Source organism: Aquirufa nivalisilvae, assembly GCF_003143535.1.
Classification (GTDB): Bacteria; Bacteroidota; Bacteroidia; order Cytophagales; family Spirosomataceae; genus Aquirufa; species Aquirufa nivalisilvae.
Window position 1 is genome coordinate 773,695 of sequence record NZ_CP029346.1, and the last position, 22,345, is coordinate 796,039.

Here is a 22,345-nt window from a genome sequence, read left to right on the forward strand (position 1 = left end):
TTTTAAATAGGCTTTTGGTTAATTTGCGCCTCTGAAAGACATGAATATGCCTACGTATGATTTTATTGTGGTGGGTTCTGGAATCGCTGGCTTATCATACACAGTTAAGGTAGCCCAATACTTCCAGGATAAACAAATTCCCATCAAGATTGCCTTAATTACCAAAACGGTTGCTGAAGAGACCAATACCAAATACGCACAAGGAGGAATTGCAGCCGTTTGGGATCAACAAGATTCTTTTGATAAACATATACAAGATACCTTAGTAGCAGGAGATTTTGAGAGTGATCCTAAGGTTGTGGAATTGGTGGTAAAAGAAGCACCTGAGCGCTTGAAAGAGTTGATTTCATACGGGACAGACTTTGATCGTAGATCAGATGGAAGTTTTGATTTAGTGAAAGAAGGTGGACATTCAGATAAGCGCATTTTACATTACAAAGATTCTACAGGAAATGAGATTGAAAGGGCTTTGCTAGAAAAGGTGAAATCATTCCCTTCTGTTGATTTTTTTACTCATTATTTTGCCGTAGATCTAATTACACAACATCATTTAGGTGAGAAGGTGACCAAAGATACCCCACACAAAAAATGTTTCGGGGTGTATGTCTTAAATAAGAAAACCAAAAAAGTTGAAACCTTTATTGGGAAAACGACTTTGCTTGCCACAGGGGGAATTGGTCAAGTGTATCAATCGACTACCAATCCAACCATTGCCACGGGAGATGGAATAGCTATGGCCTACCGTGCCAAAGGTTTTGTGAAAGGGATGCAATACATTCAGTTTCATCCTACAGCTTTGTATCAGCCTGGCAAAAAACCCAATTTCTTGATTTCAGAAGCTGTTCGTGGGCATGGGGGGATATTAAAAAATCTGGATGGGTCAACCTTCATGGAAAAGTATGATGAGCGCTTATCATTAGCTCCTCGAGATATTGTAGCGAGGGCCATCGATTCAGAAATGAAGAAAAATGGTACAGATCATGTTTATCTAGATACTCGACATATTCCCAAAGAAGAAATTATTGCTCATTTTCCCATGATCTACCATTACTGCTTGGACCAGTTGGGAATAGATATGTCGCAAGAAATGATTCCTGTGGTGCCTTGCCAACATTATTTATGTGGGGGAATCATTGTGAATGAATACAGCCAAACCAATATTGAGCACCTGTATGCCGCTGGCGAATGTTCGCATACCGGTTTACATGGCGCTAATCGTTTGGCTTCTAATTCCTTATTGGAAGCAATCGTATATGCCCACCGTGCATTTGAAAAATCCATTGGTGAATTTGGTACACAGACCATCCCAGCTGGGATTCCTCATTGGAATGATGAGGGGACTAGAAATCCTGAAGAAATGGTTTTGGTAACCGAGATGACTCGTGAATTGGAGTCCATCATGAGTAATTATGTGGGAATAGTTCGTACCAATCGACGATTAAAACGGGCCTATGATCGCTTAGAATTGATCTATTTGGAACATGAGGAATTGTACAAACAATCCAAAATCACGGTTCCTCTATGCGAATTAAGAAACATGATTAATGTGGCATATTTAATCATTAAGCATGCTCGTGCCCAGAGAGAAAATAAGGGATTGCACTATAACCTGGATTTACTTAATGCGTGATTTGAGGTAGTGAACAATTACTTCCAATCCTTTTTCAAAATGGATGTTGTTCGGAATAACAATGTCACAGCTTTTTTTGTGCGGACGAATAAATTCTTCGTAAGTAGGTTTAACGTGGTATTTCCAACGGTACATCACATCTTGTAAATCATAACCTCTTTCTTCGTTATCACGCTTGATACGACGCTTCAATTTGATTTTGTTTTGTGCGTCAATGAATATTTTCAAGTCCAGCAATTTGGCAACTTCAGGAAAATGGAAGACGAAAATGCCTTCTACCACTAAAATTTTTCGAGGATAAAAATGCAAGATATCAGGTACTTTACTCGAGTTATTGAAAGTGTATTCTTCCCGAGTTACAATTTCTCCAGCACGTAATTTTTCTACATCTTTGGCAAAAGCTTCATCGTCAATGGCTCCCGGTAAATCAAAATTCTCAATCCCATTTTCGTCTTTAGTTTGATCTTGCTTGGGGCGGTAATAATTATCTTGAGATAAAAGACAGATTTCTTCGGAAGGAAACTGGGACATGAGCCTTTGTAAAAACAATGTTTTTCCAGAGGCACTTCCACCGGTGATTCCGATGATGTAGGGTCTTTCGTTGGTTGGGGTCATTGATGTAGCGAATTCGAATGCAAATTTGCGAAAAGCATTTAATTATACCTCAAAAAAATACATGTTTTCACCGTTTCACGTATTTTAAATAAAAAGTCTGCTTTTCCTTGACTAGTTTTTGACTCATTTCGAATTCTATGCTAGCCATTTGTAGGTCTATTTCTTCTTGGAAATACAGCTCTTGTGCACAGCCTTCATGGATGCGGCGCTGATCTACCGACAATTCCTCTTCTAATAGAATCCATCCTCCGGGTTTCACTAATCGTTTTAAAACAGGGAGAATTTCTTCTAAAGGGGCTAATTCATGCCATGCATTGAAAATGAAAATACCATCTATGCTGAGTGGGGCAATTGGAATTTCAGTTATGGGAGAATGAAAAATTTGGATCTGAGAGGAAAAGGATGAAGATTGATTTTTTTCAAAGTACGCAATGCTTTCTTGTACAGCTTCCAAGCTTAATACTTGAGTATTCAGGTCAACTAGAATGATTTCTCGACAAGGTTGATGCAATAGGAGATTCACCTCCCACCACCCAGATCCACAACCTAATGAAAGCAAGGTATCAGATGGTTTCCAGGGAAAATGCTCAAGTAATTGTTTCATGCATCAAAGAAAAGGAAAATTGTTGTTAGTGTTGATGGAAAATGAAAAATGAAGAATGTAAAATGTAGAATTTTGGCATTCAAATCTCGTCGTTCAGCCCAGCGAAATGTGATGAACGCAGCGGTAGACGAGGTTTTGACCTTAGCAAAGGCGATGCGTGTCGGCGTCAAAAGTATAGGCGATAGCGGAGAGAATCACGGTTCTGCGAAGCAGAATTCGCCTTGGCGGAGCGACAAAAAAGATTTTTTTGTTTCTTTTTTTGAAAAAAAAGAAAATCTAAGTGAATAAATGAAACGAAAAGTATTTTTAACTCTTTTGAATTCATCGCTTTTTCTGGAGCTTAATATTCATTGGTCTTTCTTTTTTTCATAAAAAAAGAAACAAAAAAAACGGAGGAAATACGGTTAATCCCAAGACGAATTCCACTTCGCGGAACCGATTGTCATTCCGCATACGGCTTTAATCTTTGACGCTATCGCATATGGCCTATGCTCAGGGTCAAATATCCGCCTTCCGCTTCGCTCATGCTCCATTCCAATCTTTCGTTGGGATTAACCCTGTTTTGTAAAATGTAAAATTTAGAAATAAAGTGATTAGGGTTTTTTATTAGATATTAGTGGGAATTAGAATGTCAAATGTAGAATTTCAATGGGGTGTCATGCAAGGTTTTTCCTGATTTCAAATATCAGAAAATGCTTATGGAAATGGAAAGACAGAAATTAATCAGTAATTTTCGGATACAGCATTATGTAAACCTAAACTACTTCCTATGGCGATATTCATTGCACCAACAGCCTCAGTAATGGGCCGAGTTTTTATTTCACCTGATGTGTCCATCTGGTACGGTGCAGTCATTCGGGCTGATGTGGAGGAAATTCATTTGGGTGAAGGATGTAATGTCCAAGATAATGCTGTATTACATGCAGATGAAGGAGATAAAACCATCATTGGAAAATTCGTGACAGTTGGGCATTCTGCTATAGTGCATGGTGCAGAAGTAGGTGAGGGGAGTTTAATTGGCATGCATGCCACGGTGTTAAATCGAGCTAAAATAGGCAAATATTGTCTGATTGGGGCACATGCATTGGTGACAGAAGGGATGGAAATACCGGATTATTCTTTGGTACTAGGTACACCAGCCAAGGTAGTTAAAACGCTAAATGAATCGCAGATAGAGCGATTAAAATACGGTCCACCTCATTATATTAAAATGGGGAAAAAACATGCCAAAGGGGAATATCCACTCATCACTCAAGCCGATTTTGAATCATGATTGATCTCATTTTAATCCGTCATGCCCATTCTGGGCCCTATGATCAGCCTGACAAAGAGCGTCAATTATCCTTGCAAGGGATGGAAGAAATGATTCTTTTGGCCCAAAAGCTCAAATCGGTTCATTTGCCTTCTGGTTTATGGTTATGTTCGGACGCTAAAAGAACGGTAGAAACAGCTACGGCTTTACGAAGTGAGTTAGGGATTTTGGGTCCCATTAATATAGATTCTTGCTGGTATCAAGCTTCTGGGCCAGATTATGTGAATTTGATTGAAAAACAAACGAGGCCTGTGATTTATTTGGTGGCGCATAATCCTTCGATATCTTACGTGGCATCCTATTATTCAGGTACATTGATTCAGATGGAAACGGGGGGCTGTTGTTATTTACGTTTTCAGTATGCCGACTCGCCTTCGGAATTAAGTAAGGGAGCAGGAGATTTAGTTTTTAATTTTAATCCACAGGTAGTATAATGAATAAAAATCAGAAAATTTTCCGCTGGGTACTCATTTTGTTCACCTTATTGATGGTTGCCTTAGCGATCGACATGGCTAAAAACACGACCGCGCCTTGGAATAAGAAGAAAGTGGAGAAGGGAAGGTAATAATAAGTTATTAGTGTTTAGGGATTAGTGATGCTTAGCTTTGTCAAATTTTTATCTAATTAATGCTTTAATTTTTTGAATTAAGTTTAAAATATGAATAATGCAGAAAAGGGAAAACAATTTGAATTATTGTGTAAAGCTAAGCTTTCAGAATTAGGATTTGAAAATTTAATTTTAACAAATAATACTGACAATGGAGCCGATATTGTTGGAGTTTTGGGAAATACCAAATATGTTTTTCAATGTAAAAATCACATAAAAAATCAAGGTAACAAATGTGTTCAAGAAGTGATTTCTGCTAAAACATTATATGGTGCGAATCGGTCAGTTGTAATTTCTAATTCTCAATTTACTAAATCAGCTATTCAACTTGCTAAGCCAAATTATTGCATTTTAATAACAGCAAGTGATTTTTTTGAACTTACGGATTTTTCTAATGCAATTAGAGAATTACCATCAATCGTTCCAATATATTCTGATGATTACGATCTATTCAAAATTTATGAGAATGTAAAGAAAAAAATAGGCAGGGTGCCTGGGAATGACGATTTTGACTCTTCTACTAAATATCAAATTCGAAAAAAATATGGTAATTTAACAAACTTTATAAGGTCTGTAGGAGATGAAATGTTTTCAATCAAGCCAAGTAATGTTAAAATCAAGGAAGAATATTATAGAATTAAAGATCTTATCGGTAAAACCCCTACCTTGAAGGATATATCAGAAAATTCAACCTTTTCAAGGAACTCATTCGCAACGTATCCTTTTACAAAATTACAAAAAGAATGCGGTGACAGACCAAATGTAGAAAGAGGTATTGAAAAAGATGAATTAGTCAACCAATTTTATAATTTGAAAAACAAAATTGGTCACTTCCCCTCTCCCAGAGAAATTGATGAATATGGACTATATAAAACTTCCTATTATCGAAATAAATGGGGAAGTTTTGATAATTTTTTAACGGAATTAAACTTAACAAGAACTAATCTTAATATTCAAAGAAGATATACTAAAGTTGAATTAACTCAATTATATTGTCTAATTGACCTTGTTTTTTCAATTCTAAATGAATCTGAAAATGGTAGGTTAAATCATTCAATACTTGAAAAATTAAATTATAAAGGAAAGAACTTAATTTCACCATCTACAATAAGTAAAAGGTTTGGTAGTTGGGATGCCTTTCAAATTTATCTTAACGAGATAGGAAATCAAGAAATTATTGAAGAATTAAAAAAGGTTTTAAAGAAGTTTACTTAAAATTTAAAAGTGCAACTTTTTGAAAATAAAGATATCCATTATTTGTATATCTAATTTAAGCCTTAATCTATCTATTACATATCATTACATGTTCTAATAAATTGTAAATCCACCCATTTCCCTGACCTTAATACCACTCATCATTTATTGCCACGATTCGTTAGGGAAAATCCCTAGTTTAAGCTGTTTTTGTAATTTATAATCCCCTAAAAACCATGACTACTTTACTCGTTTTCGGAATCATTGGCATCTTACTGATATTCTTTAGTTTGGTGACTGTTCAACAAGGTAATATTGCCGTTATATCCATGTTTGGTAAATACCAGCGCATTCTGCATCCAGGTTTGAATTTTAAAATACCTCTGATTGAAAGCGTCTTTAAAGTTATTTCCATCCAAAATCGCTCCATTGAATTGGAATTTCAGGCTATCACTATTGATCAGGCCAATGTGTACTTTAAGTCCATGTTGCTGTATTCCGTTATTAACCAAGAAGAAGAAACCATTAAGAATGTGGCCTACAAATTCATTGATGCCCAAAGTCTCATGCAAACTTTGGTTAGAACTGTAGAAGGCTCCATTCGTTCTTTTGTGGCTACTAAGCGTCAAAGTGAAATCTTAAGCCTGCGCAAGGAAATCGTTTCTTATGTGAAAGACCAAATCGATCAAGTGATGGAGGAATGGGGCTATCATCTTCAAGATTTGCAATTGAATGACATCACTTTTGACGAAGTTATTCTAAAATCCATGAGTCAAGTAGTGGCTTCCAATAACTTAAAAGCGGCTGCTGAAAATGAAGGTCAAGCCTTATTAATTACCAAAACCAAAGCTGCCGAAGCGGAAGGAAATGCCATCAAAATCTCTGCCAATGCGGAACGTGAAGCAGCTCAATTGCGTGGACAAGGCGTTGCCCTTTTCCGTCAAGAAGTTGCCAAAGGGATGTCGGATGCTGCTCGAGAAATGCAACAGGCCAATTTAGATACTTCAGTGATTTTGTTTTCGATGTGGACAGAAGCCATCAAGCAATTTGGAGAACAGTCAAACGGAAACGTAATCTTCCTAGATGGCTCAGCTGATAACATGCAAAGAACCATGCAACAAATGATGAGCGTCAATCAATTACAGACAATCAAACAAAACAAAAAGAAAGAGAGTTAATCCTCTCTTTCTTTTCTCTATTTAACGGATAAGACATGTGCCAAATGATGGTCGCAGTGCCAAGCATATATTCCTAATGCTTTGTCCAAAGGATAAGTAATGCCTCTTTCAGGATTAATATAGGCCTTTTCCCAATCAGATTCTTGGAGCTTGTTTAAAAGATAGACCCAACGCAAGTGAACATACTTAATTCCTTCCAAAGACCATTCAATAGGAGCTTCGTTGCCATCGGGTAAATTGGCCCAATCTCCCTCTGAATAGGGTTTGATAATGGGATTCTCTTCCGTTAAGGCTAGTTTGAAACGAATAAAAGAATTCATGTGGCTATCATTAACGTGATGAATTACCTGACGTGCAGTCCAGCCTCCAGGTCGATAGTGTTTTGCTAAGGTTTCATCTGACATGTCAGCTACAGCTTGTTTCAATTTTTCAGGAAACTCTGCTAATGTCTTGATCCAAGCAGTTCTAATATCTGGAGTGATGTTTTCAGGGGCTGAAAACTTGCCAACTGGATATTGTAATGGGTTGATATCCATAAGATTAAGCAGTTTTAATGTTGGTATAAAATTCAGTGATTTCTTGTGCTAATTGATGAGTTTGGGCAATTAATGGATGTACTCCTTTAGAAATAGACTCTAACATTTCTGCAGCAGAATCTTTATTCCATTGAGCTGTATTCACAGTAATTAATATCTCACCTTCTTCTAAAAGCATGGGAGTTTGAACAATAAATGCTTGCTTACCGGTGGCCGATAGGGCATGCGCTTGTTTTTTTACTGCTTCAAAACTCTCTTCTAATTCGTTCGTATTATTGCCCCTTATCTCTAAAAGAACTTTCTCTTGTTGGCTTTGAGCCAAAAGTTCTTCTTTGATTGATGTGTCTAATGCTTCTAATTGCTTGCGGATGGCGTGATAATTTTTACCTGTGCGCATTCTCTCTCTTAACGATTGACGAATGAAATAGGTGATAGAATCGGTAATAGTTAAACCGATTTCTGCCATTTGCTTGAAAATCAAGGAGCTGGGCGACATGCCCGGTATGGTGTTAGGGTCATGTAAAACCACAACGCCTCCTTCTGATAAGAAGCCGTCAATTCGAGTACAAACACCAAATCCTAAATCATCGAAGGCCTGACAAACCATCTTTTGGATTTTTTGCAAGTCCGCTAAGCTAGCATCCATAGGAATGCGTTTGCGCGTAGCTTTTGATTTGTATTTGGCATTGAAATCAAACACTTCTACTGATTCATCAATGACAATTTCGGTAGGAGGAAGGGCAACAGTATCACCTTTGGGACTTTGAATCACCCCACAACTAAATTCATTTCCATTGACAAAAGATTCTAACAAAATAGCATCTTCTGAATGGATGGAATGAATGCTGGCTTTGGTGACACTTAGTTTAAAATATTCTTGTAAAGTGGCAAGTAAGTCGGCGGGGTGTTGGTAGTTTTGGTGATTAAATCGGACTGGAAAACCGATTCCTTCGTCCAAATTCACCATTTTTTGTAATAAAACTAATTTATCGTCTTCCGTGAAATTCAACCAATCTTCTCGGTAAATCTCCTGGATAAATAAACACTTTTTGATGGCCTTGTCGAAGTCCTCTAAGGAATCTTTTTTCACAAAAGCCAAACCAATGGAAGAGCCTTGGTGGGGTGCTTTTGCAACAAATGGAATACCAATTTCCTTTTTTACTTGTTCAAATAGCGTTTCTCTGCCGTATTTTTCGTAGTCTTCACGCTGTAGAACAAAGTATTTTTTATCTAAACCAACACTCTTTTTTAACCAATCATTTTGCTTGGCTTTGTCGATACCAATGGAAGAACCTAGTAAACCAGGTCCAGAATAAGGTATGCCAAACCATTCCAATAAACCTTGGATGCTTCCATCTTCGGCAGCAGGGCCATGCATGGCTAGGAATACAAAATCAAAGTATTGAGGGAATTCATGGGGTTGTATTATTTGCCCTATTTCCGAAATGATTTGTTGGTATTCTTGCTCAGTTAAATCTTTTAGTGATTCTATGTATACCAAGAAAATATCGTCTTGAAATCTTTTAGGAGGAAAAAAATCACGAATAGAACTCGCATGAATTAGTTCTTCGTTGATTAAAATAAAATTACCTAAACTATCTACAAAAACTGGGACAGGCTGAAAAAGGGCTTTGTTGATGTGAGCCATAGCTGTTTTCCCACCAGCAAAACTGATTTCACGTTCACGAGCAGGTCCTCCAAAAAATATACCAATGCGCATCATGCAACTTAAGATTGTACGGTTTGACTTAATTCTTCTACTGAAATGATTTCGGGAACCTCTCGGCGAATGGCTTCCTCCACTCCGGCTTTAAAAGTCATGGCAGACATGTTGCACGACTTACAAGCACCTAATAAATTAAGCTTTAGGCGATTGTCTTCCGTAATCTCAACGATTTCCACATTGCCACCGTCGGCAATCAGGTAGGGCCGTATGGAATCAAGGGCTGCTTGTACTTTCAAGTATAGAGGGTGGTTTTCCATGGATTATTGACGTGGCGTAGACGCGTTTCTAATAGCAATTTGTTGGGCTAAATTAGCAGCAATGGTCGCAAATGCCGTGGCACTTGGTCCTTCCGTTGAGGCAATAGGCTTACCTTCATCCCCCGCTTCACGGATGGCTTGAATTAAAGGAACTTCACCTAAGAAAGGTACTTTGTATTTTTCTGCCAATTTTTTACCTCCATCTTTACCGAATAAGTAATACTTGTTATCGGGTAATTCCACAGGTGTAAAATAGGCCATATTTTCAACTAAACCTAAAATGGGCACATTGATGCCTGCTTGATTGAAGAACTGCAAACCTTTGGTAGCATCTGATAAAGCTACTTTTTGTGGAGTAGTTACAATAACCGCACCAGTCAGTTTAATCAATTGAACTAAAGTTAAGTGAATATCAGAAGTCCCTGGAGGTAGGTCAATCAATAAATAATCTAATTCATCCCAATTGGTATCTCCAAAAAACTGACGTAAGGCTTGCGTCATCATGGGACCTCTCCAAGGCACAGGACTATCGCTAGGAGCTAAAAAGCCCATGGAAATCATTTTAATGCCATATTGCATGATGGGTTGAATGCGGTTTTTACCATTGACTTCTTGAACCAAAGGTTGCAATTCCTCCGCACCAAACATCACAGGAATGGAAGGGCCTGAAATATCTGCATCTAAAATTCCGACCTTAGCTCCACTTTGTTTTAAAGCCATGGCTAGGTTGGCCGTAACCGTTGATTTACCTACTCCTCCTTTACCAGAAGCTACGGCAATCACATTTTTTACTCCAGGAATCAATGGGTCAGAAGAAGCTAAACTTGTCACTTCTGCTGTCATATTGATGCTTATTTTCAGGTCAGGATGTACCAAACGATGGATGGCTTCCTCACAATCTTGTCTGATTTTTTCTTTTAATGGACAGGCTGGAGTCGTTAATACGACAGTGAAACGAACTTCACCAATACCTAATTCCACATCTTTGATCATGCCCAAATTGACCAAATCCTTTTTAAGGTCGGGCTCTTGAACGGTACTTAAGGCACCTAAAATGATTTCTTTACTTACGCTTAATTCTCCCATGAATGCTTTATCTCTATCAAACCTCAAATATAAGGTATTTTCACCTTTGTTGGCCTTTCAAAATTAACTAATTGATAAAATTCGAGCTTGAATGGCTTGGACTATTTTGCTGGAATCATAGCTGAGGGAAGGACTTGAAAATTCGGCTTTACATTGTGCTAAACTTTGCAAATAAAGTGCTTTTTTGGCTGGATGGAATTGATGGTTTAGGGTTTGGAAAACCGATTTCCATTTTTTTTCAATGTTCAATAAGTCCTTACTGAAATAGCATTCAGTGAATTTTTGCCAAATATATTCTTCTGCCGTGTTATTGGGATGAATCATGTCGGATGCATAAAAACGATAATCTCGCAGTTCATCCATCATGATTTCATAAGCTGGGAAATACTCCACTTGAGTATGATTGTTTTTCAAGGTTTCAGCTGCCAAACGAAGGATTGCTTTGGAAACAGCGTTTTCTGGTATCCCATCTTTCGTATGTCTAACAGGTGAAACGCTTAGAATGATACGCAATTCAGGATTTTTCTTACCTACTTTTTGAATAAAATCTTGAAAAGAGTTTACTATTTCATCGACTGTAGACAAGCGTTTTTCAAAGGAATTAGCAGTTTGTTTATGGCAATTGGCGATAGGTCTTTTTAATTTTTTATCCCAATAATAATAAGCCGTACCCCAAGTAATCAATAAAAATTGAGATTGTCCGAGGCATTTTTTGACAACTTGTTGACGCTGCTGAATCAATTCCATCAAATCAGTTGGGTCTGTAGCACAAAGACTAGAATGATAATCTGGATGTAACCAAATGCCTTGCTGATTCACTAATTCTATGGGAGAAAGTTTATCCGTTTGAAGGGCTTTTAGGATAGCATTGGGATGAAATAATGTTCCAAATGGCTGGTTAATGATGTTTATGGGTAAATTTTCCATTCTTTTTCCCATGTTTTCGGCAAAGCAAGAACCTAGGCTGAGAACTTGAGATATAGGCTCTATTTTTTGGGAAGATTCAGGAATGGGAAAAGATGTAGTAAACTGCATAAATGATTGACAATTGTGCTTAATGGGCCTGCTAATATTAACGAGAAAGGTCCATTTTTAATATGATTGAAATGCTTGAATTTTGATTTTCAAGGTACAAAAGAGGCCGTTTGATAAGCAATATATTGAATTTTGAAGGAATTAAAGGTAGGATATGAACCTGATTGTGCATTAATTTCAATGGACAATAGTATTTTTCAGCGGTAGTTTTGAATTCGTCTTGGATTCTATTTCGAATCTGCTTGAAATCAATAACTTTGCGATTTGCATTTATTCATACAAATTAAAGGATATGTCGGAACTAGGAGCGGAGCGTGCACGATTAAAAACTCGGAATGACAATAAAGGTTGGAAGAAGTGGGGACCATATTTGACAGAAAGACAATGGGGTACAGTTCGTGAGGATTATTCGGCTCATGGAAATGCTTGGGACTCCATTACTCACGATATGGCGCGTTCCAAAGCTTATCGCTGGGGAGAGGAAGGTATTGGAGGAATATCAGATAATAAGCAACACGTTTGCTTCGCATTCTCTTTTTGGAATCATAAAGATCATATTTTAAAGGAGCGTTTTTTTGGTTTGACAGGTGGGGAATCTAACCACGGGGAGGATGTCAAGGAATTGTATTATTACGAGGATTCTACCCCTACGCATTCTTACATGCGTATGAGCTATAAATACCCTCATCAAGCTTTTCCCTATCAAAAACTGATTGACGAAAGTAAAAAAAGGACTCGTTTAGAGCCTGAATATGAGTTGTTGGATACGGGTATTTTTGATCGAAATGAATATTTTGATATCAAAATGGAGTATGCCAAAGCTGATGAGCAAGATATATTAATCAAAGTTACTGTTGAAAATAGGGCTAAAGTAGCGGCCCCCATTACCGTTTTGCCAACCATTTGGTATCGAAATACTTGGTGTTGGGGATATGAAAATTATAAATACAAGCCTTTATTAACTGGAGTGGGTCATTCGTTTATTGAGGTTGACCATCGAGTGGTGGGTCGTTTTAAGCTATATGCAGAGAATGCTGATGAGTTTTTGTTTTGTGATAACGAAACTAATTTCCGTCGCTTGCACGACTCCCCCAATTTGAGCCATTTTGTGAAAGACGGCATCAATGATTACATAGTTAATAAGGCTAAGAATTCGATTAATCCTAATAATATAGGAAGCAAGGCAGCTGTTCGTTTTTCGGCAAAAATTCCTGCAGGTGGTAAAAAAGTATTCCGCCTTCGATTAACTAACCAATCCATGCAGCATCCTTTTGAGGACTTTGAAGCTGTTTATTCCGCTAGGGTTGATGAAGCTAATGCATTTTATGATGACATGCATGGCAATGTAAAGGAGGAGAAATTACGTGATATTCAACGTCAATCCTATGCAGGAATGCTGTGGACGAAGCAATGGTATTATTATAATGTATTTGAATGGATTAAAGGGGATCCATCTATGCCACCGCCACATCCGAGTAGGAAAGTGGGGAGAAATAGTACTTGGCGGCATATGTATGCAGCCAATATATTATCCATGCCAGATAAATGGGAGTATCCCTGGTTTGCGGCCTGGGATTTGGCATTTCATACCTTGCCTTTAGCTAGGTTAGATCCAGATTTTGCGAAACGTCAATTGGCGGTTATTCTACGTGAATATTACATGCATCCCAATGGGCAAATTCCAGCTTATGAATGGTCGTTTTCGGATGTGAATCCTCCGGTACATGCTTGGGCGACTTGGAAAGTGTATGAGATAGATAAGCAGATGAATGGAGGGGTGGGTGATTTGACATTCTTAGAAAGAATTTTCCATAAACTTTTATTGAACTTCACATGGTGGGTAAACCTGAAGGATGAGGGAGGGAATAATATTTTCGGAGGAGGCTTTTTGGGGATGGATAATATTGGTGTTTTTGACCGATCGGCCACTTTGCCTACGGGAGGACATCTAGAGCAAGCTGACGGAACGGGTTGGATGGCCATGTACAGCTTGAATATGTTGCGCATTGCTTGTGAAATTTCCATTGAAAAGCCTGTGTATCAAGATATGGCTTCCAAGTTTTTTGAGCACTTTTTACATATTGCTGGAGCAATGCAGGCCATTGGTGGAGATAAATTGAACCTTTGGGACGAGGACGACCAATTCTATTATGATATGTTGCATAAAGAAGATGGTAGTTTGATGTTGTTGAAGCTGCGCTCCATGGTGGGTTTAATTCCATTGTTTGCAGTGGAAGTATTAACTTCAGAAATGTTGGAAAAACTGCCACAGTTTAAAAGACGGGTAGAGTGGGTGCTGAATAACCGACCAGATTTAGCCAATTTGATTTCTCGTTGGTATGAACCAGGTAAGGGAGAAAGTCGCTTGTTATCTATTTTGCGTGGTCATCGTATGAAAATGATCATGAAACGGATGTTTGATGAAACTGAGTTTTTATCCGATTTTGGCATAAGAACTTTGTCGAAATACCATCAACAAAACCCTTACAAGTTTATTTACGATGGAGGAACCATTCAAGTGAATTATGATCCTGCGGAATCAACGGGTGATATGTTTGGGGGTAATTCCAATTGGCGAGGACCTATTTGGTTTCCCATGAACTTCCTGATTATTGACTCTTTAAGGAAATTCTCGGATTATTATGGAACTGACTATGAAGTAGAGTTTCCTACAAACTCAGGCGTGATGGTCAATATCAAAGATGCAGCAGAGGGAGTCTCTAAGCGTTTATTGGATTTGTTTATTCCGAATAAAGAAGGCAGGATCCCGATGTATGGGAGCTATGAAAAGATGCAAGAGGATGAGAATTTTAGGGATTCCATGTTGTTTTTTGAGTATTTCGATGGAGATACAGGAAAAGGTTTAGGGGCCAGTCATCAAACAGGCTGGACAGGTTTAATTTCAGAAATAATACATCAATTATATGGATAAGCGTACACCAGAAGTAAATTTTGCTGCCTTGAATTTGGCATTACCACCAGCACCGAGTCCTTTAGGCGTTTACAAGCCAGGGCTTCAAATGGGAGAATTATATTATGTTTCAGGTCATGGACCTGTGCAAACGAATGGTCAATTAATCATTGGTCGGATTGGAGATACCTTTACGATGGAGGAAGGAAAACAAGCTGCCCAACAGGTCGGATTGACTATTTTGGCTACCTTAAAGGCTCAATTAGGTAGTTTGGACCGAGTGAAAAGGGTAGTGAAGGTGTTGGGTATGGTTAATTGTACTTCCGATTTTGAACGTCATCCCTATATTATTAACGGTTGTAGTGAGTTGTTTGCTCAAGTTTGGGGAGAGGAAATGGGTATTGGGGTTCGTAGCGCAGTAGGAATGGGAACTTTACCAGATAATATTCCTGTTGAGATTGAGGCTTTGTTTGAATTACATCAATAAACTGATATTAATTATCAGTATTGTCCGGGATGATATGGTTCAAAAAAGTTAGCTTTGAGCGCGCTGAGCTGTTGGATTTAACATTCACACACTTATACAGATCTATACCCACCCTTATTCACATCCACGTCCTCGTCCTGGTCCACACAGATTTGTCAACTTTTCAAAAGTTGACAAATCTAATCGACAAATCCAATCGGCAAATCTTGTCGGTAATTCTAAATGAGAAGAACTAAGCGACATGCACCAAGCACATTGTTTCATTTACTACTTGGAAATTTCCAACATTGCTTTTAGTGCTTTATAGGCAGGAATTCGAATTTCTTCGCTCAAATGAATTTCAGGGAGTTCATAGTACAATGCATTGTACAGTTTTTCCAAGGTATTCATTTTCATATAAGGACATTCACTGCAAGCGCAGGAGTTTTGTTCATTGGCAGGGGCAGGAATCAAATGCTTATTTGGAACTGCCATTTTCATTTTATGTAAAATTCCAGCTTCAGTAGCCACAATGAAGGTTTGTCGATCTGACTTTTCTACATAATTCAATAGGGCCGTTGTACTACCTACATAATCAGCCTCACGCAAAATCATCTCCTTGCATTCTGGATGGGCAATCAACATGGCATCAGGGAATTCAACGCGTAATTGTTTCAATTTGTCTAACGAAATATCAATATGCACCATGCAAGCGCCTTCCCACAAAATGAGCTCTCTGCCCGTTTTATGAGCAACATACCTTCCTAAATTAGCATCAGGGGCAAATATGATTTCCTGCTCTTTTGGGATAGATTCCACCACTTGAACCGCATTGGAAGATGTGCAAATGATGTCAGTCATGGCCTTGATCTCGGCTGAACAGTTGATGTAACTAACCACTACTGCATTAGGATGCTTGGCTTTTAACGCAGCAAATTCCTCAACAGGTACTGAATCAGCTAAGGAGCATCCCGCATTAAAATCAGGAACAACTACTTTTTTACTTGGGTTTAATATTTTGGCCGTTTCTCCCATGAAGTGTACGCCACAAAAAACGATTAAGTCGGCTGTTGTTTTTTCAGCAGCTTGTGACAATCCTAAACTGTCGCCCACAAAATCAGCTAGTTCCTGGATTTCTCCATCTACATAATAATGTGCTAAAATCACTGCATTTTTTTCAGCCTTTAATTTTTTAATGGCTTCAATTAATTCAGTGCCCTTAGGTGCAGATCTACTGATGTAACCTACTTCGGCTGCTTCTTCCGTTAAATTCATGCTTTTTTTGCTTTTAAGCTAAGATCTAAACTCTTGATTTGATGGGTTAATGCCCCCATGGATATATAATCGACACCTGTTTCACCATAAGCTCGTAAGGTGCTTTCTGTAATTCCTCCAGAAGCTTCTGTAATGAATCTTCCGTTAATTTTTCGAATGGCATCTCGAAGACGATCTGGACTGAAATTGTCTAACATAATTCGTTGAACACCTCCAATTTCCAAGACCTCATCTAATTCCGATTCATTTCTTACCTCTATTTCAATCGCTAATCCCAATTGATGGGATTGGTTATAGTTTAATGCTTTTTCTAATGCTGCTTTAATTCCACCGGCATAATCAACATGGTTATCTTTTATCAAGATCATGTCATATAGCGCAAAGCGGTGATTTACAGCGCCACCTATTTTGCATGCCCATTTTTCAGCTATTCTAAAATTAGGCGTGGTTTTACGTGTATCCAATAATTGAGAACGAGTGCCTTCTAATAAATTCACCATACGTTTGGTGTAGGTCGCTATTCCCGACATTCTTTGCATACAGTTTAATACCAAACGTTCTGCTTTTAAAATGGATTGGGCATTTCCTTGAACCTCTAATACGATTTGTCCATGTTGGATACTTGCTCCATCCGTCATGAAGGTTTGCACTTGTAAAGTTGGATCCACTTCTTCAAATATGTGCAAAGCCATTTCTACTCCGGCTAAAACACCTTCATCTTTGACAAGTAATTGCGCTTTTCCTTGGGCATCTTGATTCACTGTGGCCAGAGTTGTATAATCTCCAGGGCCAACATCCTCCTTCAAGGCAGCTTGAATAAAGGAATGAATGTGAATAGGATCCAGGTATGCCAACATGCTCACGGGTTTTGTTTGGCAAATTTACAAATTTTAATCTTATCCTGCGGGAAATGGAATTGTAAAAAAAATATCCTATTTTTGCTCCCCATCATGCAAAAGAAGGTCAACTTTTTTCAATTGTTTTTATTCCTACCTGTCCTATTCTGGTTGGTAGCGAACCCTATTTCTCTGTTTTCAGCAGGAAAAAAGGTAGTGAAAACGGAGAAAAAAATCCCATCTAGCAAAAAGAATACTAGCCAGGAGACGATTGTAAAGGCGGAACAGCCTGTATATCAGGTGAGTAGTAACCTGCAATTGGATTTCCCTACGGATTGGAGCTTTCAGCAAATTACGATTCCTAGTTTTCAGGAAACCTTACATGCTTTTAAATTACCTATTGCATTACCTCGTGCTCAAATTCTGAGCATTCTATTTACCCAATTTATTGCCACTCTGGCCCCTTGAGAATTGTCTGATATTTAGACAATTTTATTATTATTTCATTTCATTTTTAATTTACAATTATGCGTTACAAAAGTGCCATTATATGGCTGTCTACAATTATTTCAGCCTTATGTATCTTTTTCCTTTCCTTCACTTGGAAAGCGAATCAATTGCGTGATCAAGCCATTTCTTATGCGACTACCAAAGATGGTAAGTATGATCCTGCTAAGCGTTTACATTTTATTGACTCTCTGTGGAAGCAACCTGTGTATTTAGGTTATACTTTCCAAGAGGTTACTCAATATGCTTTACAAAAAGGTCTTGACTTAGAAGGTGGTTTACATGCCGTATTGGAAGTTTCACCCGATGAAATTTTGCGTGCATTATCAGGAAAGAGTAATGACCCAACTTTTGAGAAGGCCATTGCAGAGGCTGCTAAGCAACAAGTGAATTCAACATTGCCTTTCAATGAGTTGTTCTATGCTGCTTTTGCTAAAATTGCTCCTAACCAAAAGTTAGCTTCGGTATTTGCTAATTCAGTGAACCGTGGGAAAATCAGCTCAACTTCATCTGATTCACAGGTTAAGAAGGTAATCAACGCTGAAATTGATGGAGCTGTAGATCGTGTTTATAAAATTATCCAAGCACGTATCGACAAATTTGGTGTAGCTAACCCTAACATTCAACGTTTACCAGGTTCAAACCGTATTCAGGTAGAGCTTCCAGGTGTTGATAATCCAGAACGTGCTCGTAAATTATTGTCAGGAGCCGCTAAATTAGAGTTTATTGAGTGCTATGAATTGAACGAATACGGTGCCGGCTTAAATGCCTTGGGTTCTTTATTGGAGCAAGAAACAAAAGCACCTGTAGCAAGTACTGCAGCACCTGCAGCAGCTACTAAGGATACTTCAGCTAACGCTTTAGCATCTCAATTAACTTCTGCTCCTAAAGCAGATTCAGGAAAAGCCAAAGCTGATACAGCCGCTGGTAATGCTTTGACTAAACTATTTGTTCAAATGGGTAATGGTGTTGGCGTGTATCGTAAGGATACAGCTCGTGTAAATGCCTTATTCCGTCGTCCTGAAGTAAAAGGATTCTTCCCAGCTAATTTAACATTTGCTTGGTCAGCTAAAGGTACACCTGCTACCAACGGAGATGAAATTTTGAGTTTAGAAGCCTTGAAAAAAGGAGAAGGTCAATCTGCTCCATTAGAAGGTGATGTAATTACTGATGCAGCTCAAGATTTTGATCAAACAGGTCGTGCAGAAGTAACAATGTCTATGAATGGAACAGGTGCACGTGTATGGAAAAACTTAACAGGTGCTAATGTGGGCCGTCGTATTGCCATTGTGTTAGATGGTTACGTATATTCAGCTCCAGTAATTAATGGAGAAATTCCAGGCGGTCGTTCTTCTATTTCAGGAAACTTTACTGTAGAGGAGGCAAAAGACTTAGCCAATGTGTTGAAAGCAGGTAAATTGCCAGCTCCAACACGTATCGTAGAAGATGCATTTATTGGACCATCATTGGGAAATGAAGCAATTGACCAAGGGTATTTATCCATGGCGCTAGGCTTGTTATTAGTGATTATCTTCATGGTAGGTTATTACGGTACTCCAGGTTGGATGGCCAACTTATCTTTATTCTTCAACTTATTCTTTATTGCTGGAGTTTTAGTTCAGATTCAAGCTTCTTTGACTTTACCAGGTATTGCTGGGGTTGTATTAACCTTAGGTATGGCGGTCGATGCAAACGTATTGATCAACGAACGTATTCGTGAAGAATTGCATAAAGGCAAAGGTTTGTTAGAAGCCATTAACTTAGGTTATGAGAAAGCTTTAAGTGCGATTTTGGATGGTAACATTACCACTGTTTTAGTGGGTGTGATTTTGATTATTTTCGGTTCAGGTTCTGTTAAAGGATTTGGAGTAACACTTTGTATTGGTTTGGTGACTTCTGTATTTACGGCTGTTTACTTATCACACATCTTCATCGATTGGATGGCTAAACGTGCGATTAAGGCAGGTAAAGAAAAAGAAATGACTTTTGAGACCTTTATTTCTAGAGATCTTTTCAAAGGCATGAATTTTGATTTCATCGGAAAGCGTAAATATTCGTATTGGATTTCATGGGGCTTAATTACTGTTGGAGCTATTGTATTGTTCATGCAAGGTGGATTCAACTTAGGTGTTGACTTCAAAGGAGGTCGTTCTTATGTAGTAGAATTCTCTAAACCAGTAGAAGCAGGATTAGTAAAAGAGGCATTGAAAGATGATTTCAATGGGGTTGGTTCAGAAGTGAAGACCTATAATGGTCAAACTAAATTGAAAGTAACTACATCCTATTTAGTAGAAGATGAATCTATCCAAGCGAACCAAACAGTAAGAACAGCTTTGGAGAAAGGATTGAGCGAGTTTTCAGCTAGTAGTCCTAAGATTTTATCGGAATCTAAAGTGGGTGCAACTGTAGCAGATGATATTTTGACCCAATCTTTTGTGTCTATTTTCTATGCTTTGATAGCAATCTTTATCTATATCTTGATTCGTTTCCGCAAATGGCAATACTCACTTGGAGGTATCATCGCCTTGTTACACGATACTTTAGTGGTATTGGGTATGGTTGGTATCGTTCGTTTGTTTGGCTTTGAATTAGAAGTTGACCAAGTATTCATTGCAGCTATCTTAACAGTTATTGGTTATTCCATCAATGATACCGTGGTTGTATTTGACCGTATACGTGAGGAAATTGGTTTGAATCCAGATATGAACAATAAGCCATTGATGATTAAAACCATTAACGAGTCGATTAACCATACGATGTCTCGTACGGTTATGACAGCCACAACCGTATTCTTAGTAGTAACAGTCTTGTTATTCTTTGGTGGTGATGTATTAAGAGGTTTCTCTTTCGCTATGTTTATAGGCGTTGTATTTGGTGCATATTCTTCTATATTTGTAGCTGCACCTATTGTAATCGACTTGGGTTCGTCGAAAAAAGAAAAGAAATAAATTCATTAGGCCGGTGCAAAAATTGCACCGGCTTTTTAATGATTTCCATTTAAAAATTTGATGCTATGAGCAACAGTATTTGGAGAAAAAAACCGTTGGAAGCCTATGCTGCCGATGTCAAAAACAATCAATTAAAACGTGTTCTTGGAAAATGGGCTTTGACCTCTTTAGGTATTGGAGCCGTTATTGGTGGAGGTATATTTACCTTGACAGGAATTGCTGCCCATGATTGGGCAGGTCCAGCTTTAGCTTTGTCATTTGTGATGGCTGGAGTAGCTTGTACGTTTGCAGCATTATGTTATGCTGAATTTGCTTCGATTTTGCCTGTAGAAGGCTCCGCTTATGCCTATTCATATGGTACAGTGGGTGAATTTTTTGCTTGGTTCATTGGATGGAACCTTATATTGGAATATATGATGGGTGCTACTACGGTGGCTGTGGCCTGGTCTGGGTACTTTGAAAAACTATTACATCTCTTCAACATTAACTTACCGATTTATTTGACCAATGACCCTGTTACTGCCGCAGAAAAAGCAGAGAAGCTGCGTGCAGCTGGGGAAGTTGTACCTGATTTTTCCTTTGCTTTCAACTTACCCGCTTTCTTAATTGTTTGGGGTGTAACTTGGGTCTTAGTAAAAGGAATAAAAGAGGCTGCTAGTACCAATAACTTAATCGTTATTATGAAAGTAGCGGCCGTTATTTTTGTTATTGTTGTAGGGGCATTTTATGTGGATACAGCTAATTGGCATCCATTTATTCCAGATGCAGTCATTGATGATTCAGGAGCTCAGCACTATGGTTTTAATGGTGTTGTCACTGCTGCTAGTATTATTTTCTTTGCCTATATAGGTTTTGATGCAGTGTCTACACAGGCTGGAGAGGCGATTAACCCGACCAAAGATATTCCTTTTGCCATTATTGCGTCTTTATTGATTTGTACACTTTTGTATATTTTGGTATCCTTAGTTTTAACTGGGATGGTAAAATATGACACCTTGGATTTGAAAGCACCGGTTGCTTCTGCCTTTGAAGGAGCAGGTTTGCCAATCGCCATGTACATTGTGACGATCGCAGCTACGGCAGGTTTAACTTCGGTAATGCTTGTTATGATGTTATCTCAAACACGTATCTTCTTAGGTATGGCCAAAGACGGTTTATTGCCAAAAGGTTTGTTTGGAGCCATTCACCCGAAATTCAAAACACCTTGGAAAAGCACGATTTTTGTTGGAGGGATTGTATCTGTAGTTTCCGCACTTACTCCAATTGATAAAGTGTCCGAAATGTGCAGTTCAGGTACTTTGTTAGCCTTCGCCATGATTTGTGGCGCAGTATGGTTATTGCGTGTTAGGGAGCCCAATATTGAGCGTCCTTTCCGAGCACCTTGGTTGCCATTTGTAGCAACGGCAGGTATCTTATGTAATCTATATTTAATGTGGGGATTACGAACTGAAACCAAGTTGTCTTTCTTAATTTGGGGGACTTTAGGTATCATCGTTTACTTTGCTTACAGTAAAAAACATAGTAACTTGAATCAGAAGAACTAAGTTATTCAACTAGTAATATTTGGCACCCAAATTGGGTGCCATTTTTTTTTGCTGTACTTTTGCAACCTGAATTAAAAT

At 38.3% G+C, this 22,345-nt stretch carries 21 protein-coding genes; 12 read left to right on the forward strand and 9 right to left on the reverse strand.

Features of this window, described 5'->3' with window-relative positions; genetic code table 11:
- Nucleotides 1-46 precede the first annotated feature (46 nt).
- Entirely contained in the window at nt 47-1,630 is a 1,584-nt protein-coding gene (gene nadB / locus HME7025_RS03420; RefSeq protein ID WP_109322300.1) for an L-aspartate oxidase, read from the forward strand.
- On the opposite strand, the gene udk is transcribed toward nadB, so the two are convergent.
- The gene (gene udk, locus HME7025_RS03425) at nt 1,616-2,245 is read right to left on the reverse strand and encodes a uridine kinase (protein ID WP_109322301.1); all 630 of its coding nucleotides are present in this window, start codon (nt 2,243-2,245) and stop codon (nt 1,616-1,618) included. The two genes, nadB and udk, sit on opposite strands and share 15 nt — an antisense overlap.
- 67 nt (nt 2,246-2,312) lie before the next feature.
- Entirely contained in the window at nt 2,313-2,849 is a 537-nt protein-coding gene (locus HME7025_RS03430) for a class I SAM-dependent methyltransferase (RefSeq protein ID WP_109322302.1), read from the reverse strand.
- Nucleotides 2,850-2,960: 111 nt separating this feature from the next.
- Between HME7025_RS03430 and HME7025_RS03435 the strand changes: the two genes are divergently transcribed.
- The 6 genes from HME7025_RS03435 to HME7025_RS03455 all read left to right on the forward strand — a co-directional run bounded on the left by HME7025_RS03435 (nt 2,961) and on the right by HME7025_RS03455 (nt 7,140).
- On the forward strand, nt 2,961-3,137 hold the full coding sequence (locus HME7025_RS03435; RefSeq protein ID WP_154401922.1) for a hypothetical protein: 177 nt from the start codon (nt 2,961-2,963) through the stop codon (nt 3,135-3,137).
- A 481-nt stretch (nt 3,138-3,618) separates the two neighbouring features.
- Nucleotides 3,619-4,122 carry a gamma carbonic anhydrase family protein gene (locus HME7025_RS03440; RefSeq protein ID WP_109322304.1) on the forward strand — a complete coding sequence of 168 codons (504 nt, stop codon included), beginning with the start codon at nt 3,619-3,621 and terminating at the stop codon, nt 4,120-4,122.
- Nucleotides 4,119-4,595, forward strand: a complete 477-nt coding sequence (locus HME7025_RS03445; protein WP_109322305.1) for a SixA phosphatase family protein — start codon at nt 4,119-4,121, stop codon at nt 4,593-4,595. Before HME7025_RS03440 ends, HME7025_RS03445 begins: the two co-directional genes overlap by 4 nt.
- Nucleotides 4,595-4,726: a hypothetical protein gene (locus HME7025_RS13550; protein ID WP_262495135.1), complete on the forward strand. Its 132-nt coding sequence runs from the start codon at nt 4,595-4,597 to the stop codon at nt 4,724-4,726. Before HME7025_RS03445 ends, HME7025_RS13550 begins: the two co-directional genes overlap by 1 nt.
- 93 nt (nt 4,727-4,819) lie before the next feature.
- The gene (locus HME7025_RS03450; protein ID WP_109322306.1) at nt 4,820-5,983 is read left to right on the forward strand and encodes a restriction endonuclease; all 1,164 of its coding nucleotides are present in this window, start codon (nt 4,820-4,822) and stop codon (nt 5,981-5,983) included.
- 215 nt (nt 5,984-6,198) lie between these two features.
- Nucleotides 6,199-7,140 carry an SPFH domain-containing protein gene (locus HME7025_RS03455; protein ID WP_109322307.1) on the forward strand — a complete coding sequence of 314 codons (942 nt, stop codon included), beginning with the start codon at nt 6,199-6,201 and terminating at the stop codon, nt 7,138-7,140.
- A 17-nt stretch (nt 7,141-7,157) separates the two neighbouring features.
- Here the strand turns inward: HME7025_RS03455 and HME7025_RS03460 are convergent, their stop codons facing one another.
- The 5 genes from HME7025_RS03460 to HME7025_RS03480 all read right to left on the reverse strand — a co-directional run bounded on the left by HME7025_RS03460 (nt 7,158) and on the right by HME7025_RS03480 (nt 11,780).
- A complete protein-coding gene (locus tag HME7025_RS03460) occupies nt 7,158-7,676 on the reverse strand; it encodes a YfiT family bacillithiol transferase (protein ID WP_109322308.1) in 519 nt (172 codons plus the stop codon).
- A gap of 4 nt (nt 7,677-7,680) precedes the next feature.
- Entirely contained in the window at nt 7,681-9,399 is a 1,719-nt protein-coding gene (locus tag HME7025_RS03465; protein ID WP_109322309.1) for a D-alanine--D-alanine ligase family protein, read from the reverse strand.
- 5 nt (nt 9,400-9,404) lie between these two features.
- Nucleotides 9,405-9,659: a NifU family protein gene (locus HME7025_RS03470; protein WP_109322310.1), complete on the reverse strand. Its 255-nt coding sequence runs from the start codon at nt 9,657-9,659 to the stop codon at nt 9,405-9,407.
- Nucleotides 9,660-9,662: 3 nt separating this feature from the next.
- Nucleotides 9,663-10,745 carry an Mrp/NBP35 family ATP-binding protein gene (locus HME7025_RS03475; RefSeq protein WP_109322311.1) on the reverse strand — a complete coding sequence of 361 codons (1,083 nt, stop codon included), beginning with the start codon at nt 10,743-10,745 and terminating at the stop codon, nt 9,663-9,665.
- A 63-nt stretch (nt 10,746-10,808) separates the two neighbouring features.
- The gene (locus HME7025_RS03480) at nt 10,809-11,780 is read right to left on the reverse strand and encodes a GSCFA domain-containing protein (protein ID WP_109322312.1); all 972 of its coding nucleotides are present in this window, start codon (nt 11,778-11,780) and stop codon (nt 10,809-10,811) included.
- Between the two features lie 292 nt (nt 11,781-12,072).
- Here HME7025_RS03480 and HME7025_RS03485 point away from each other — a divergent pair, with 292 nt between their 5' ends.
- Complete coding sequence (locus tag HME7025_RS03485) at nt 12,073-14,712, forward strand: MGH1-like glycoside hydrolase domain-containing protein (RefSeq protein ID WP_109322313.1); 2,640 nt, start codon at nt 12,073-12,075, stop codon at nt 14,710-14,712.
- Entirely contained in the window at nt 14,705-15,178 is a 474-nt protein-coding gene (locus HME7025_RS03490; RefSeq protein ID WP_109322314.1) for a RidA family protein, read from the forward strand. The genes HME7025_RS03485 and HME7025_RS03490 overlap by 8 nt, the downstream gene beginning before the upstream one ends.
- Before the next feature lie 267 nt (nt 15,179-15,445).
- Here HME7025_RS03490 and nadA read toward each other — a convergent pair whose 3' ends face one another.
- Together nadA and nadC are read right to left on the reverse strand one after the other, a co-directional pair.
- Nucleotides 15,446-16,432: a quinolinate synthase NadA gene (gene nadA / locus HME7025_RS03495; protein WP_109322315.1), complete on the reverse strand. Its 987-nt coding sequence runs from the start codon at nt 16,430-16,432 to the stop codon at nt 15,446-15,448.
- Nucleotides 16,429-17,289, reverse strand: a complete 861-nt coding sequence (gene nadC, locus HME7025_RS03500) for a carboxylating nicotinate-nucleotide diphosphorylase (protein ID WP_394336388.1) — start codon at nt 17,287-17,289, stop codon at nt 16,429-16,431. Before nadC ends, nadA begins: the two co-directional genes overlap by 4 nt.
- Before the next feature lie 93 nt (nt 17,290-17,382).
- Between nadC and HME7025_RS03505 the strand changes: the two genes are divergently transcribed.
- From HME7025_RS03505 to HME7025_RS03515, 3 genes are all read left to right on the forward strand, one after another.
- On the forward strand, nt 17,383-17,736 hold the full coding sequence (locus HME7025_RS03505) for a hypothetical protein (protein ID WP_109322316.1): 354 nt from the start codon (nt 17,383-17,385) through the stop codon (nt 17,734-17,736).
- Nucleotides 17,737-17,795: 59 nt separating this feature from the next.
- Complete coding sequence (gene secDF, locus HME7025_RS03510; protein ID WP_109322317.1) at nt 17,796-20,723, forward strand: protein translocase subunit SecDF; 2,928 nt, start codon at nt 17,796-17,798, stop codon at nt 20,721-20,723.
- 65 nt (nt 20,724-20,788) lie between these two features.
- Complete coding sequence (locus HME7025_RS03515; protein ID WP_109322318.1) at nt 20,789-22,267, forward strand: APC family permease; 1,479 nt, start codon at nt 20,789-20,791, stop codon at nt 22,265-22,267.
- Nucleotides 22,268-22,345 lie beyond the last annotated feature (78 nt).

Bases quoted from the DNA above. Each gene is read 5' to 3' on its own strand.
- HME7025_RS03505 (WP_109322316.1), top strand. From the start codon at position 17,383: ATGCAAAAGAAGGTCAACTTTTTTCAATTGTTTTTATTCCTACCTGTC.
- nadC (WP_394336388.1), bottom strand. From the start codon at position 17,289: ATGTTGGCATACCTGGATCCTATTCACATTCATTCCTTTATTCAAGCT.
- HME7025_RS03490 (WP_109322314.1), top strand. From the start codon at position 14,705: ATGGATAAGCGTACACCAGAAGTAAATTTTGCTGCCTTGAATTTGGCA.
- HME7025_RS03485 (WP_109322313.1), top strand. From the start codon at position 12,073: ATGTCGGAACTAGGAGCGGAGCGTGCACGATTAAAAACTCGGAATGAC.
- HME7025_RS03450 (WP_109322306.1), top strand. From the start codon at position 4,820: ATGAATAATGCAGAAAAGGGAAAACAATTTGAATTATTGTGTAAAGCT.
- HME7025_RS03430 (WP_109322302.1), bottom strand. From the start codon at position 2,849: ATGAAACAATTACTTGAGCATTTTCCCTGGAAACCATCTGATACCTTG.
- HME7025_RS03475 (WP_109322311.1), bottom strand. From the start codon at position 10,745: ATGGGAGAATTAAGCGTAAGTAAAGAAATCATTTTAGGTGCCTTAAGT.
- nadA (WP_109322315.1), bottom strand. From the start codon at position 16,432: ATGAATTTAACGGAAGAAGCAGCCGAAGTAGGTTACATCAGTAGATCT.
- HME7025_RS03460 (WP_109322308.1), bottom strand. From the start codon at position 7,676: ATGGATATCAACCCATTACAATATCCAGTTGGCAAGTTTTCAGCCCCT.
- HME7025_RS03480 (WP_109322312.1), bottom strand. From the start codon at position 11,780: ATGCAGTTTACTACATCTTTTCCCATTCCTGAATCTTCCCAAAAAATA.
- nadB (WP_109322300.1), top strand. From the start codon at position 47: ATGCCTACGTATGATTTTATTGTGGTGGGTTCTGGAATCGCTGGCTTA.
- HME7025_RS03445 (WP_109322305.1), top strand. From the start codon at position 4,119: ATGATTGATCTCATTTTAATCCGTCATGCCCATTCTGGGCCCTATGAT.
- HME7025_RS03455 (WP_109322307.1), top strand. From the start codon at position 6,199: ATGACTACTTTACTCGTTTTCGGAATCATTGGCATCTTACTGATATTC.
- HME7025_RS03465 (WP_109322309.1), bottom strand. From the start codon at position 9,399: ATGATGCGCATTGGTATATTTTTTGGAGGACCTGCTCGTGAACGTGAA.
- secDF (WP_109322317.1), top strand. From the start codon at position 17,796: ATGCGTTACAAAAGTGCCATTATATGGCTGTCTACAATTATTTCAGCC.
- HME7025_RS03440 (WP_109322304.1), top strand. From the start codon at position 3,619: ATGGCGATATTCATTGCACCAACAGCCTCAGTAATGGGCCGAGTTTTT.
- HME7025_RS03470 (WP_109322310.1), bottom strand. From the start codon at position 9,659: ATGGAAAACCACCCTCTATACTTGAAAGTACAAGCAGCCCTTGATTCC.
- HME7025_RS13550 (WP_262495135.1), top strand. From the start codon at position 4,595: ATGAATAAAAATCAGAAAATTTTCCGCTGGGTACTCATTTTGTTCACC.
- udk (WP_109322301.1), bottom strand. From the start codon at position 2,245: ATGACCCCAACCAACGAAAGACCCTACATCATCGGAATCACCGGTGGA.
- HME7025_RS03435 (WP_154401922.1), top strand. From the start codon at position 2,961: ATGAACGCAGCGGTAGACGAGGTTTTGACCTTAGCAAAGGCGATGCGT.
- HME7025_RS03515 (WP_109322318.1), top strand. From the start codon at position 20,789: ATGAGCAACAGTATTTGGAGAAAAAAACCGTTGGAAGCCTATGCTGCC.